This window comes from Acinetobacter bereziniae, from assembly GCF_016576965.1.
GTDB lineage: Bacteria > Pseudomonadota > Gammaproteobacteria > Pseudomonadales > Moraxellaceae > Acinetobacter > Acinetobacter bereziniae.
This window is the reverse complement of sequence record NZ_CP066119.1, coordinates 3276855-3290257: the sequence shown is the minus strand read 5'-3', so window position 1 is coordinate 3290257 and position 13403 is coordinate 3276855. Positions and strand designations below refer to the sequence as shown.

General features: G+C 36.4%; 13 protein-coding genes. 10 read left to right on the top strand and 3 right to left on the bottom strand.

Going from position 1 to position 13403, the window contains the following annotated elements; all coding sequences use genetic code 11:
• Nucleotides 1-27 precede the first annotated feature (27 nt).
• A complete protein-coding gene (locus I9192_RS15420; protein ID WP_200150429.1) occupies nt 28-924 on the top strand; it encodes a tyrosine recombinase XerC in 897 nt (298 codons plus the stop codon).
• 736 nt (nt 925-1660) lie between these two features.
• Entirely contained in the window at nt 1661-2032 is a 372-nt protein-coding gene (locus tag I9192_RS15415; RefSeq protein WP_200149896.1) for a hypothetical protein, read from the top strand.
• A 6-nt stretch (nt 2033-2038) separates the two neighbouring features.
• Here the strand turns inward: I9192_RS15415 and I9192_RS15410 are convergent, their stop codons facing one another.
• The 3 genes from I9192_RS15410 to I9192_RS15400 form a co-directional block, all read right to left on the bottom strand.
• Nucleotides 2039-2584 carry a GNAT family N-acetyltransferase gene (locus I9192_RS15410; RefSeq protein WP_004829386.1) on the bottom strand — a complete coding sequence of 182 codons (546 nt, stop codon included), beginning with the start codon at nt 2582-2584 and terminating at the stop codon, nt 2039-2041.
• A gap of 63 nt (nt 2585-2647) precedes the next feature.
• Entirely contained in the window at nt 2648-3202 is a 555-nt protein-coding gene (locus I9192_RS15405; RefSeq protein WP_151811852.1) for a GNAT family N-acetyltransferase, read from the bottom strand.
• Nucleotides 3203-3267: 65 nt separating this feature from the next.
• Nucleotides 3268-3762: an Lrp/AsnC family transcriptional regulator gene (locus tag I9192_RS15400; RefSeq protein ID WP_004829384.1), complete on the bottom strand. Its 495-nt coding sequence runs from the start codon at nt 3760-3762 to the stop codon at nt 3268-3270.
• A gap of 114 nt (nt 3763-3876) precedes the next feature.
• On the opposite strand from I9192_RS15400, the gene I9192_RS15395 reads away from it, so the two are divergent.
• The 8 genes from I9192_RS15395 (at nt 3877) to I9192_RS15360 (ending at nt 13398) form a co-directional block, all read left to right on the top strand.
• Complete coding sequence (locus tag I9192_RS15395; RefSeq protein WP_009584221.1) at nt 3877-4485, top strand: LysE family translocator; 609 nt, start codon at nt 3877-3879, stop codon at nt 4483-4485.
• Nucleotides 4486-4965: 480 nt separating this feature from the next.
• Complete coding sequence (locus I9192_RS15390; RefSeq protein ID WP_004829381.1) at nt 4966-5715, top strand: electron transfer flavoprotein subunit beta/FixA family protein; 750 nt, start codon at nt 4966-4968, stop codon at nt 5713-5715.
• 17 nt (nt 5716-5732) lie between these two features.
• Entirely contained in the window at nt 5733-6665 is a 933-nt protein-coding gene (locus I9192_RS15385; RefSeq protein WP_151811850.1) for an FAD-binding protein, read from the top strand.
• An 819-nt stretch (nt 6666-7484) separates the two neighbouring features.
• Complete coding sequence (locus I9192_RS15380) at nt 7485-8153, top strand: hypothetical protein (protein ID WP_227549120.1); 669 nt, start codon at nt 7485-7487, stop codon at nt 8151-8153.
• 23 nt (nt 8154-8176) lie between these two features.
• Entirely contained in the window at nt 8177-9028 is an 852-nt protein-coding gene (locus I9192_RS15375; protein WP_200149895.1) for a zinc ribbon domain-containing protein, read from the top strand.
• 12 nt (nt 9029-9040) lie between these two features.
• On the top strand, nt 9041-9397 hold the full coding sequence (locus I9192_RS15370; protein ID WP_004829372.1) for a hypothetical protein: 357 nt from the start codon (nt 9041-9043) through the stop codon (nt 9395-9397).
• 409 nt (nt 9398-9806) lie between these two features.
• The gene (gene gyrA / locus I9192_RS15365) at nt 9807-12809 is read left to right on the top strand and encodes a DNA gyrase subunit A (protein WP_200149894.1); all 3003 of its coding nucleotides are present in this window, start codon (nt 9807-9809) and stop codon (nt 12807-12809) included.
• Nucleotides 12810-12891: 82 nt separating this feature from the next.
• Nucleotides 12892-13398: a hypothetical protein gene (locus tag I9192_RS15360; protein ID WP_046761582.1), complete on the top strand. Its 507-nt coding sequence runs from the start codon at nt 12892-12894 to the stop codon at nt 13396-13398.
• Nucleotides 13399-13403 lie beyond the last annotated feature (5 nt).

Sequence of the window (13403 nt, the reverse complement as noted above, 5' to 3'; positions counted from 1 at the left end):
CAATACGGTGCAATGCAATTGCTCTCAATGTGGATGAAAGATCGCAAAATTCAAAATCAGTCTGAGCATACATTGGATGCTTACTTTCGAGATGTATCGAATTTTATTGATTTCTGCTATGACAAACAGCTTGAATTAAAACAAGTAGAAGCATCAGATTTACGTGAATATGTGGCTTATCGTGTTGAAAATGATCAGCTTTCCACCAGTAGTCTACAGCGCCATTTGACTTCGATTCGTCAATTCATGAAATGGGCAAAACAAGGCGGTTACTTGGAAATCAATGCTGCTGATGATTTTCAATTGAAACGTCAACCTCGACCATTACCTGGGATGATTGATATAGAAACGATCAATCAAATCATGGAGCAAGCAGAACCCGAAAAACCAGTAGAAAAGCAATTATGGATGAGAGATAAAGCGATACTTGAATTGCTCTATTCCAGTGGTTTACGGCTTGCAGAAATTCAGCGTTTAACGATTCGTGATATTGATTTCAATCGGCATTTATTAAGGACCACAGGGAAAGGCAATAAAACTCGAATCGTTCCTTTTGGCTCTAAGGCGCGTGAGAGTCTAGTTGAATGGTTGAAAGTTTATCGAATTTGGCAAGGCGAATTTAGTCCAGATGCTTTTGTTTTTATTACGCAACGTGGCAATAGTATTACACCTCGACAAATTGAAAATCGTGTGAAATATCAAGCCTTACGAGCAGGAGTAAATGTTGATTTACACCCTCACTTACTGAGACATTGTTTTGCCAGTCATATGCTGTCTAATAGTGGTGATTTAAGAGCGGTTCAAGAAATGTTAGGGCATAGTAATTTAACCACGACTCAAATTTATACGCATGTCGATTTCGATCGTTTGGCACAAGTCTATGATCAAGCACACCCAAGAGCATCAGCTGCAAAAATAAAATAAAAATGAGTAAAATAACGTTGAATAGTTTTTAATTCATGTGAAATTTAGTTTATTGATAAGAATAACTAAACATTTTGTAAATATTTAGCTTTATGAAAAATAAGAACATTGCATATTTATGTATATTATTGATGCAAATAATACTCAGAAATTGATTTATAAATAAACCATTTATCAAAAAGGCATTAGGTGGTTAAATGGATGAATATAACTATTGGGTTAGTCTTTACTCGATAATTTTTAGTGTACTGATTGCGTCCTTGAGCCTTAATTCTACTACTTGGATAAAAGATAAATTCAATAAGATTTTAGCGTTCTTCGTTTTTACGGGACTATATTCTTTCATTTTAAGTTATTTTTTTGGCAAAGCCTTTATTGGTTATACTCAACAAGAACGATTATATAAATTTATTTTTGATGGCTATAGACATCACTTATTTCATGGCAATATATATCTAATCCTAACTTATATATTATCCTTTATTCTAATAATTAGATTGTTGAGGAAAAGAAGAGCAGCTGCATGCTCGTGAGCGCATTTAACTGATGAAGGAAGTCCATCTAAGTTGTTGAAAACTTCTCATCTTTGAGAACATGCACACAGATTAGACACATTTAGCACAGAAAAAAGTCGAATAGATAATTGTTTTTAAAAATGCTCTCATGTATATCTAAGTTTCGTATTTATCAAATACATTTTTATTGATTCAATTTTGCAAAAAATTTAGGTCTTTCAATGATCCCCGAACTTGAACAAAAATATAAGCAACTGACAGAAGCTCAAAAAGAGATTTTTAAGGGCTATGGCTTACGTCAAATTAAGCATTTTGTAGAATTTAGCTTACCCAAAATTGAGGCGACATTGCCTGAAGCGGGGAAAGTCTTGGGAATTAATGCTGAAGGAAAAGTCCAAGCAATCAATACCCAAACCAATCAAACCTATCTATGGATATCAGATCAGCAATGGCAAGCCGCAAATACTGTTTCTAGCCATATTGATTTAAAAGAAGATTTTATTGAAATTTGGCAGGTGTTGGAGCTTGAAAAGCAAGATTTGATTGATTTAAGTCATATCCATCGTGATTTTTTAGAGAGCATTGCCAAGTAAGATCTCTTAGTCTTGAAAATCCTGTTTTTTAATTCGATATAACTTTTCCTCTCGTAGTGGATGATGATCATCAAAATCAGGATGCAAGAAGTCATGTGAAAAACGCATTCCGATTTTTTCCATGACTTTTTGTGAAGAAAAATTATGTTTTGCAGTAAAAGCAACAATTTCTTCAAAACCCAATTCTTCAAAAGCAAATCTTAAACAGGCATGAGCACCTTCAGTTGCATAACCTTGATTCCAAAATTTCGGATCAAGTCGCCATCCAATTTCGATACACGGTGAAAAATCAAACTTTGAAGGTTGTGGATGTAGCCCGATGCAGCCGATGAATTCTTGAGTTTCTAATAGTTCAACAGCCCAAAGCCCCCAACCTTTAATTTCAATAAGGTATTTGATTTGATTGGCTAATTCATCACTTTGCTGGCGATTTAATATTTTTGGGAAAAACTGCATCACTTCAGGATTGGAGGTTATTTTTGCAAAAGCTTCTAAATCAGAAGGTTGCCATTGTCGAAGCAAGAGTCGATCCGTACATAATTCATAAATCATCGTTGATGGGCATCCTTACTTGTTTATTATTTGCTGATGTTTGAATCTTAGCATGTTTACTTTTTAAAGGTTTGGGTTGGCTATACGATAAAGTACATGTTCTGCTAGCGCATGTTGCGCATCTAAAGCTGGATGTTGAAAAGAGCAAACATACTGCATTCCTAATCGCTGCATCACTTTTTCAGAAGGTCGATTGGATACAGCTGTAAATGCGACGATCTGTTTTAAAGCCAATCGCTCAAATGCAAATGTTAAGCAAGCTTTAGCAGCTTCTGTTGCGTAGCCTTTATTCCAATAAGGTCGATCAAGACGCCAGCCAATTTCAACACAGGGTGAAAAACTGAACGTTTCTGGTTGGTCAGCTAATCCAACAAAACCAATAAATTTTTGATTTTCTTTTAACTCGACAGCCCACATACCCCAGCCATAACTTGCGATAAGATGTTGAAATTTTTCTGCTAAAAGATCGCTTTGTTGTTTACTAAGTGTAGATGGAAAATACAACATCACTTCTGGATCTGCATTTAAATGTGCAAAAGCATCTAAATCGCTCGCTTGCCATTGTCTTAAAATTAATCTCGGTGTTTCTAACTGTATCGGAGAACTAAATTTTTTCATTGTATTGCCTTCAATGATTATAATTGCCTAATCGGTGCTTAGATCATTCATACCAACTTTACTGATTACAGGTCTTCTAAGGGAAGCTGAAAACTTTGTTTGATGATCTGACTGGGTACATCCGTTTTGACACTGGTGATACCATTTTTCTTGGTTAAATGGGTCGATTGAAATTTACGGTAACTTTCCAGATCGGGAACGACTACTTTTAACATCGCATCACACTCTCCCAAAATGATATAGCACTCCATGACTTGAGGAAGCTCTTTCATGGCTTCAATGAATGTATCAATGGTTTCAGCATCTTGTCCCAACAGCCAAATTCGTGAAAATAAAATCAATTGAAACCCAATTTTTTGTGGATCTACCACAGTAGTGTAATTCTGAATGACTTTAGCATCTTCCAAGAGACGAACGCGTCTAAGACAAGAGGAAGGTGATAAGCCAATTTCACGGGCTAAATCGTTATTCTGGATTCGACCATTGGCTTGTAAGGTTCGAATGATATTTTTATCAATACGATCTAACTTTATTAGAATAGTCTTAGATGAAATTTTCATAAAATAGAATTTAATTCGAAAAATAATTAGAATTATAGAATATTTGAAATCCTATTTTAAGCATTTTCACAGATACTATTTTCTTCTCTCATTCAGACAGAAAGGAAAATTGAGATGTCTGTATTTGTGCTTTTTGCCTTAACGGTACTGCCGTTAATTTTCACACCAGGACCTGATATGTTATTTATCCTGTCACAAGTGATAGGTAAAGATGCGAAATCAGGCATGATGGCGACCCTTGGGGTTTGTTCGGGGTATTTGGTTCACTCGATATTGGTTGCGCTCGGTATTGCGGCAATCATTGTGTCATTTCCAGTTTTGTTCGAAACCATTCGCTATTTGGGAATTGCTTACTTGTTATATCTAGCTTTTCATCTAATTAAGTCTGTATTTAACACTAAACAAATACAGATTGAGCAAAAAGCGGTATCGAATCCTATTCATAAAGGTTTTTTTACAGCGTTATTGAACCCTAAAGGAATGCTGATATATTTTGCAATTTTGCCGCAGTTTATTGATAAGTCAGGAAATACTGTTACCCAAGGTTTTGCATTGTCCTTTATTTTTATTGCTTTGATCTTTGTGGTGTATTGCAGTTTGAGTTTGGTTGTTGCCAAAGTGACGCAAAAACAACAGATCAATGAGCGTAATCAAAAATGGATTGATGGGGGTTCTGGAACATTATTGACCCTTGCGGCAGCTTGGCTAATCGTAAATTCATAAAACCATAAAGATAAGACGGGATTCAAAATCATGCCCGTTTTATCTTTTTTTGTATTTTGTTACAAGTTTAATGCCTAAATAATCACAAATTTAATGAATAAACATAGTGAGAAAAATTGCTGAATCTGTCTGAAATGACAAAGCCTACATTTGTAAATTTTTTTATGTTGGCATCCCGTTGATTGATTGATAATTTATCTTAATCATTTTGATTATTTATACAGAATTTATACAAATAATGTTATTTATCAATATATAAATATTGTCGAAATAGTATTCTTATACGTCTTAGTTAAACCTTTTAGAAAAAATGTGAACTGTACGTTCAGGCTTTTTTAAGACTTTTTAGCGCTGTTTTGTGAATTGTGACTTGACCGAAATGCCAATCACATTGCAAGATAGGACACCTAAATAATTTTAAATGAAGCGTTATTATAACTCTTCTTAACATTTACTTTTGCTAAAACAGCCGAGGATTACATGAAGGCTCTTGTTGCTGTAAAACGTGTGGTTGATGCCAACGTTAAAGTTCGCGTTAAACCGGACAATAGTGGGGTAGACCTTACTAACGTTAAAATGTCAATTAACCCATTTTGTGAAATCGCAGTGGAAGAAGCGGTTCGCTTAAAAGAAAAAGGAACAGTTTCAGAAATCGTTGTTGTTTCTGTTGGTCCTAAAGAAGCGCAAGAACAAATTCGTTCTGCAATGGCTTTGGGTGCAGACCGCGGTATCTTGGTTGAAACTACAGATGAAATTGGTGCTTTAGAAGTTGCTAAAATTCTTAAAGGTGTAGTTGAACAAGAACAACCACAACTGATCCTTTTAGGTAAACAAGCGATTGATGATGACTCGAATCAAGTAGGTCAAATGCTTGGTGCATTATTAAATGCAGGTCAAGGTACATTTGCTTCTGTTGTAACTGTAAATGGCGACAAAGTTCAAGTTACTCGTGAAGTAGACGGTGGTTTACAAACTGTAGAGCTTAACACGCCTGCGATCATTACCACTGACTTACGTTTGAACGAGCCACGTTATGCGGCACTTCCAAACATCATGAAAGCACGTAAAAAACCGCTTGATACGAAATCTCCTGCAGATTATGGCGTTACAGCAGCTTCTAAACTTAAAACAGTTAAAGTTGAACCGCCTGCAGAGCGTAAAGCTGGTGTGCAAGTGAAGTCTGTAGACGAGCTTGTTGAAAAACTTAAAAATGAAGCGAAAGTGATCTAATACAGAAGGATAAAATCATGAGTATTTTAGTTATCGCTGAGCACGACAATAAGACACTTAACGGTGCAACTTTAAACGTTGTTGCTGCAGCTCAAAAAATCGGTGGTGATGTCACTGTATTGGTTGCAGGTTCTGGTGCTCAAGCAGTTGCAGATGCTGCTGCAAAAGTTGCTGGCGTAAGCAAAGTTTTACTTGCTGATGATGCTGCTTATGCAAATCAGTTGGCTGAGAATGTTGCGAAACTTGTTGCTGAATTAGGTAAAGGCTATACCCATATCCTTGCTGCTTCTACAACGACTGGTAAAAACATTCTTCCACGTGCTGCTGCACTTTTAGACGTCAGCATGATTACTGATATCATTGCTGTTGAAGGTCCAAAAACTTTCAAACGCCCAATCTATGCAGGTAATGCGATTGCAACAGTTCAATCTGATGAAGCAATTGTTGTTGCAACTGTACGTGGTACTGCATTTGACCCAGTTGCTGCTGAAGGCGGTTCTGCTGCGGTTGAATCAGTTACTTCTACAGGTGATGCTGGTATTTCTAAGTTTATTTCTGAAGAAATCGTGAAATCAGAGCGTCCAGAATTAACAGCAGCTCGTATTGTTGTTTCTGGTGGTCGTGGTGTTGGTTCTGGTGAGAACTACCATAAAGTACTTGATCCACTTGCTGATAAGCTTGGTGCTGCTCAAGGTGCTTCACGTGCTGCCGTTGATGCTGGTTTCGTTCCAAACGACATGCAAGTTGGTCAAACAGGTAAGATTGTTGCACCAGACCTTTATGTTGCTGTTGGTATTTCAGGTGCGATTCAGCACTTGGCAGGTATGAAAGATTCTAAAGTGATCGTAGCGATCAACAAAGATGAAGAAGCACCAATCAATGCAGTAGCTGATTACTGGTTAGTGGGTGATTTGAATACTGTCGTTCCAGAGTTAGTTTCTAAACTTTAATTCTAGAATTCAGTGTCAAAAAAGCGCTTAGGATTACCTGAGCGCTTTTTTAGTTTTTGAATGATTGAAGTTAACACAATATAAATCAGATCATTAACATGGGTATTTTAAGCGTTTGTATTGAACGTTTATTTTGAATTTTAGGCTTCAATAGCGTTATTTATTCATATTTTAAAGAACTATAATTTAAGATCAATAGATCATTGCCTTAGTGAACTGTGCGCAAAAAAGCATTCTCAATTGCTATGCTTAAACCGTCTTATTATTCATATAAGTGATTTGATATTAATTATTTACTTCAAATGAACTGTAGATCTTTTATACGAATTTTTAGAAGCTTTGGATGATTTAATTTGCTTTGCATTTTTAAATTATAAATCGTCTATGGATCGTGATGTGACATAGAAGTTGCCATAGAATGTGGGCTGATATGATAAAAAAACAAGGCACAGCTTTGTTTGCAGCGTAAGAATACGTTTAAACAAGTAAACTCAAACCTTAACTGGTTTATCGTTTTTTTAATTTAAAACAAGTACGTCATTTGTTTAGTTTTACTTTATAAATCGATAAAAATAAATAAAATATTGTGATATTATTAGATTTAATGTTCGCTTTTGTGATTTTATTAACATTTAAAATTAATTAAACTTAATTTTAAAAATAAAATTCTAAAGGTGGAGTCAACATATTATAAATTGAATAGGAAATACTTTGAAAATCTCTAATCAAAAAAACATTACACAAAAAATCACGACACAAAAAGTCATAGTATTGATCTTGCCTATGATGCTCACAGGTTGCTTTTCAATCACACACCAAATGTTAAAAAAATCTGCTGTAAATACTGAGAATATTGTTGTTTCTCAGTCGGATGATGTATTGGTTGGTTTGGCACAGCGACAACAGCAATACTATTTTATTGGACAGCACTATATTCTTGAAATACCTAAGAAACAATTGAATCTTGAGAGCTTACAATCTGGTTTAAACATACAAAAAATGATCATTAATGAAAATCAGCCTTTGCAAGTGAACGTGAATATTGCAACTCAACAACAGCAAGGGTTAAATATTATATTACGTTATGAAAAAGCTGATCAGACGTTATCTGAAAAAGAACGCCAAACGCTACAGCAGAACGGTTTTAGCAAAACCACAATACAGCCTAATTGGAGTAAAACTTTCAAATCTGATTTTAAATTTTATAAAATTGGAGCGCAAACACAGTTAAATTTTCAGCCTTATACTGGGACATTACAGAAAATTCCTGTACAAATTAGCTTCTTTAAGCAAAAGAAATCATTTGATGCTGTACAAGCGCTAGACAATACTTTTAATATGGTATTGGCAGGTGCGTTGGATGTAGTGACTTTACCTTTTCAAATTTTAACAGTATCTGTGATTCGTGAAGGTATTCATCAGACCGCGGAACAACGAAAAAAATCTGAATCTCAACCTGCACAGAAAACTTTACCGCAGACTCAATAATTTAACTTTAAAATAGAAAAAATATGAAGTGTCCTAAATGTAATGCTGAAAATATTAATGAAGCTGTCAAATGCGGCATTTGTGGTGCTCGCCTAAAACATATTAAACAGAATAATATATTTACAGGGAGCAGCAATGTTGAATCGTCCGTACGCCGAGAAAATAAAAAAGCACCAACACCACCAAAACAGGGTACTCCACCAGAGTCAAAATCATTAACAGAAAGCTTAATGGATAAAAATGTTTCTATTGAGGATAAAGCACGGATTTTTTTAGATTCTTGGCAGGATAAAGCCAAAGACACTTGGGGAGATATACAAAATCCGAAGAAAAAGAAAAATTTAAAAATTGTATGGATACTTTTAGCGGTTTTTATGTTTGGTCCAGCCGTGTTGGGCATCGTTGCGAGTGTCGTGATTCCAGCTGTAATGTCAGTGATTGGTATTACAAATGTCGATCATTCTGCTACAGATGAAGATGCTGAGGCGACAGATGTTGCAACAGCCGCCGCTGAAGATATAAATGCGGATGATGAAATAGATAGTATTAAAAATCAGTTATTTTCTCGCTATAGCGCAGTAGAAGAATTTCAGAAAGATATCGAAAAGTATTATCAGAAAACAGGGAAACTTCCTACGCAGTTGAAGCAATTAGAACCCTATACTGAAACTGGTTTTAGTGATTATACTTATCGAAATTTTGCGGTGGGTCAAAATGGCTCGATCGTTGGGTTATTTCGACTGGAACCAGAAAAAAAGATCTATGCTGTACCTGAAATTCGACATAAAAAAATTGTAGGCTGGACGTGTTATAGTATTGGTATAGATGATGATTTGCTCAAAGACTGCCAATACTTAGACCATGATCCTTTTTAGTAATCGTTTAATATGAGTTCAATCAAAAATACTGAACATCCAATGTTTGGTAGAATTTACATTTTCATCGTCTGCCTTTTTGCTTTAGTAATCGGTCTGCCGCTATTTTTTAAGATGCAACATTCGATGTGGATGCAAGGTTTACTGGCATATGGGTTTCTGTTGATCTTAATTGGATTTGTTCTCTATCATTTAGCATTTATTTATCGTGCCGATGATGCTGATGTGCAAATGTGGATGGATCAATATGTTTTAAATGAGCCGACTTATTTACATCATGTGATTTTTCATTTTGTATTTTTTATGAGTTTATTGGTCATTACACATTTTGTTTTTGTATTTTATAAATTATTTAGAACTACAGATTAACAAAAAAATGTTATAAATCAGGTCAAATTTTACCTCAATTTATTTGAAAATGCTTTGAAATAGACATGCATACTCTGTGATTTTCGCTGTTATTGATTTGATCTTAATACAGCAAATCTAAGTTGGATAAGTGATTTAAATATCGACGTGTTGATCAGTTTGAGTTTTGTTGTTCTACTGCTAATTTTACAGGCATTTTTAATCTCAAAAAAATCTTAAAGTTGCTTAAAAATACTACAAAAAATCATGATTATAGTGGGGATGGATTGGCACAAAAGCAATAGAATTTATGCTATACTGTATGACTGAATTTTACATTTTGGCTCAACTTTTTTTGAGCTAAATTTTGACTAGCTAGATGATATAAATGAACAGCCGCAATGAGTGCTGTTTGTAATAAGGAGTATGCATGAGCGTATCGGAAACTAGACCGATTGCCATTGAGGATGAACTAAAAAGCTCATATCTCGATTATGCCATGAGTGTTATTGTATCTCGTGCATTACCAGACGTGAGAGATGGCTTAAAGCCCGTTCATCGTCGTGTGCTATTCGCTATGCACGAGTTAGGCAATGATTATAACAAAGCTTATAAAAAATCGGCACGTGTTGTTGGTGACGTAATCGGTAAATATCACCCACATGGTGACTTAGCTGTTTATGAAACCATTGTTCGTATGGCACAAGACTTTAGCTTACGTTATCAATTGGTTGATGGTCAGGGAAACTTTGGTTCTGTCGATGGTGACAGTGCCGCAGCGATGCGTTATACCGAAGTTCGTATGCGCAAATTGACCCACGAAATACTGGCTGACCTAGAGAAAGATACAGTCGAATGGGAAGATAACTATGATGGATCTGAGCGTATCCCTCAAGTTATGCCAACACGTATTCCCAACTTATTGATCAATGGTGTAACGGGTATTGCTGTGGGTATGGCGACCAATATGGCGCCGCATAACCTGACAGAAGTGATCAATGCTTGTTTAGCGTATGCAAATAATCCGAATATCTCTGTTGAAGGATTGATGGAACATGTGACTGGTCCAGACTTCCCTACAGGTGGTATTATTTATGGTAAATCAGGAATTGTAGATGCTTACCGTACAGGTAAAGGTCGTTTGCACATTCGTGGTAAATATCATTTTGAAGAAGACCAGAAAACAGGTCGCACGACAATCGTATTTACAGAAATTCCATATCAAGTCAATAAAGCAAAAACCATTGAGCGAATTGCTGAATTGGTTAAAGAAAAGAAACTTGAAGGTATTTCAGAGCTACGTGATGAATCTGATAAAGATGGGATGCGCATAGCGATTGACTTAAAGCGTGGAGAAAATGCTGAAGTTATCGTCAATAATTTATTCCTCAATACCCAATTAGAAAACTCTTTCAGCATTAATATGGTCTGTCTTGACAATGGTCAGCCTAAATTAATGAATTTAAAAGATATTGTTGCGGCATTTATTCGTCATCGTCAAGAAGTTGTGACTCGCCGCACCATGTTCGAATTACGTAAAGCGCGTGAACGTGGACATATCTTGGAAGGTTTGACTGTTGCTTTAGCCAATATTGATGAAATTATTGAGACCATCAAAACCTCTGCAAATCCAACAGAAGCGCGTGAACGTCTACTTGCGGGTGAATGGGCAGGTGGCAATGTTGTTGCATTGCTCGAAAAAGCAGGTGCAATTTCAGTTCGCCCAGATGAGATCGAAGGTGAAGATCCAAATCGTCCATTTGGTTTAGATGGTTTGGTTTACCGTTTGTCTCCAGCGCAAGTCGGCGCAATTTTAGAATTACGTTTGCATCGTTTAACAGGTCTTGAACAAGACAAGTTACAAGCAGAATATTCTGAAATTTTGGCTCAAATTGCTGAACTCACTGCAATTTTAAATGACTTTAATTTATTGATGGGCGTGATCAAAGAAGAGTTAGCGTTGATTCTTCAGCAATATGGTGATGGTCGTCGTACCGAGATTGTTGAGTCTCGTATTGACTTCTCACGTGAAGATTTAATCCCTGAAGAGCAAGTGGTATTGACCGTTTCTAAGTCGGGTTATGCCAAAACTCAGCCATTGTCAGACTACGCTGCTCAACGCCGTGGTGGACGTGGTAAGTCGGCTACGTCGATGAAAGAAGACGATTATATTCAGCACTTAATTGTGACTTCAAACCATGCAACAGTGTTGTGCTTTACCAATGTGGGTAAAGTATATCGCTTAAAAGTATTTGAAGTACCACAAGCATCTCGTGGTGCAAAAGGACGCCCAATGGTGAACTTATTGCCATTAGATGCGGATGAAACAATTACAGCGATTCTTCCTGTGATTGATGCACCGAAGAAATTTACAGAACGTTTAACTGAGTTTAGAAGTTTTGTGCGTACAAATGTCGCAAAACTTCGTGAAAATGCAATTATCGATTCGCACTATGAAGCATTAAAAGCTGCATTTGCTGAATTAGGCGAAAACCCAGATGATTTATCAGATGCTTTACGTAAGCAGTTGAAAGAAATTGGATTGGAATTATCTGCTTCAGATCTTGATGATGAATTGATTGCAGAATTTGCAGAACGTGTAGAAAGTGTTCGCAAAAACTTCTATGTATTTATGGCAACAGCATCAGGTACCGTTAAACGTGTTGAATTAGAACAATTCAGTAATGTACGTTCAAATGGTTTACGTGCGATTGAGTTAAAAGAAGAAGATACGCTGATTGGTGTGGCAATTACCGATGGTGAACAGCAAATCATGTTGTTCTCAAATGAAGGTAAGGCAATTCGCTTCTCTGAAACTGACGCGCGTGTGATGGGGCGTACAGCGAAAGGTGTTCGTGGTATGCGTGTTAGCTTGGCTGCTGCTCAAGCTGAAGAAGAGTCAGAAACCGATGTAGATTCAGATGATGAAGATTCTTCAGATTTGAATATCGTGAGTCGTATTGTCTCATTGGTTGTTGTGCCTGAAACTGGAGAGGTGCTTTGTGCATCTGCAAATGGTTATGGTAAACGTACACCTGTAGATGATTTCCCAACCAAGAAACGTGGCGGTAAGGGTGTGATTGCAATCAAAACATCTGAACGTAATGGTGAATTGGTCGGTGCGGTTGCAATTGATGCGTCCAAAGAGTTAATGCTGATTTCTGACGGTGGTACTTTAGTTCGTACCCGAGCTTCGGAAGTTGCAAGAACGGGTCGTAATGCTCAAGGTGTTCGTTTGATCCGCTTAGGTAATGAAGAAGTCTTGGTCGGTGTGGTTGCGGTTGAAGCAGTTGAAGAAGAATTAGCTGCACTTGTTGATGAAGATCATGCTGATAGTTCAGAGCAGTTGATTGATGCTGAAAAATTAGTAGATGAGGAAACTATCATGGACGAGGGTGAAACTGAGTCTGATGAAGGTGCCTCAGAAGAATAATTCTATACGGCATAGAAGGACGCTTAGGCGTCCTTTTTATCATTTAAAAATCAATAAAAAAGATCGTTGAGTCAATTAAACAATGAAAAAATTATATAAACTTTCTTTGATAAGTAGTGCTTTTATATTGGGTGCTTGTGATCAAGTGAAAAATTTTAGTGATCAAAAAAAGCAAGAACTCGTCGCAAAGCTTGAGCAGAAAATGAATGAAAAAATGCGAGAATTGACCGAGCAAGAGGAGCAAAATGCAGAGGCACTCTATATTGCGATTCGAGACAAAGATGTTGCAACCATAGAAAAATTACTCGAACCTAAAGCTTATCAAGAGATGCAGGATGATGAAACAGCGCTTTTAGAGTTATCCAGTTATATTCCTTACTATGATCCTTTATTGAAAAAAGAGAGAATTTCATTTGGCAATCAGTATTATGTCGGAGAAGGGCATTTTGTTATAGCCACTTATCTTTATGATTATGGTAAATCACAAAATCGCTATACGGTTACGTTTCGAGCAGATCAGACTCAAAAAAATATTGCAGGTATCAATATACATAGGACTTTTTACTCATCGCAAATGAAATTCAACTGACTATT

Coding starts and splice junctions, on each gene's coding strand:
- I9192_RS15400 (WP_004829384.1), bottom strand. CDS start 3,762: ATGAAAATTTCATCTAAGACTATTCTAATAAAGTTAGATCGTATTGAT.
- I9192_RS15370 (WP_004829372.1), top strand. CDS start 9,041: ATGAGTTCAATCAAAAATACTGAACATCCAATGTTTGGTAGAATTTAC.
- I9192_RS15385 (WP_151811850.1), top strand. CDS start 5,733: ATGAGTATTTTAGTTATCGCTGAGCACGACAATAAGACACTTAACGGT.
- gyrA (WP_200149894.1), top strand. CDS start 9,807: ATGAGCGTATCGGAAACTAGACCGATTGCCATTGAGGATGAACTAAAA.
- I9192_RS15405 (WP_151811852.1), bottom strand. CDS start 3,202: ATGAAAAAATTTAGTTCTCCGATACAGTTAGAAACACCGAGATTAATT.
- I9192_RS15375 (WP_200149895.1), top strand. CDS start 8,177: ATGAAGTGTCCTAAATGTAATGCTGAAAATATTAATGAAGCTGTCAAA.
- I9192_RS15415 (WP_200149896.1), top strand. CDS start 1,661: ATGATCCCCGAACTTGAACAAAAATATAAGCAACTGACAGAAGCTCAA.
- I9192_RS15360 (WP_046761582.1), top strand. CDS start 12,892: ATGAAAAAATTATATAAACTTTCTTTGATAAGTAGTGCTTTTATATTG.
- I9192_RS15395 (WP_009584221.1), top strand. CDS start 3,877: ATGTCTGTATTTGTGCTTTTTGCCTTAACGGTACTGCCGTTAATTTTC.
- I9192_RS15420 (WP_200150429.1), top strand. CDS start 28: ATGTGGATGAAAGATCGCAAAATTCAAAATCAGTCTGAGCATACATTG.
- I9192_RS15390 (WP_004829381.1), top strand. CDS start 4,966: ATGAAGGCTCTTGTTGCTGTAAAACGTGTGGTTGATGCCAACGTTAAA.
- I9192_RS15410 (WP_004829386.1), bottom strand. CDS start 2,584: ATGATTTATGAATTATGTACGGATCGACTCTTGCTTCGACAATGGCAA.
- I9192_RS15380 (WP_227549120.1), top strand. CDS start 7,485: ATGTTAAAAAAATCTGCTGTAAATACTGAGAATATTGTTGTTTCTCAG.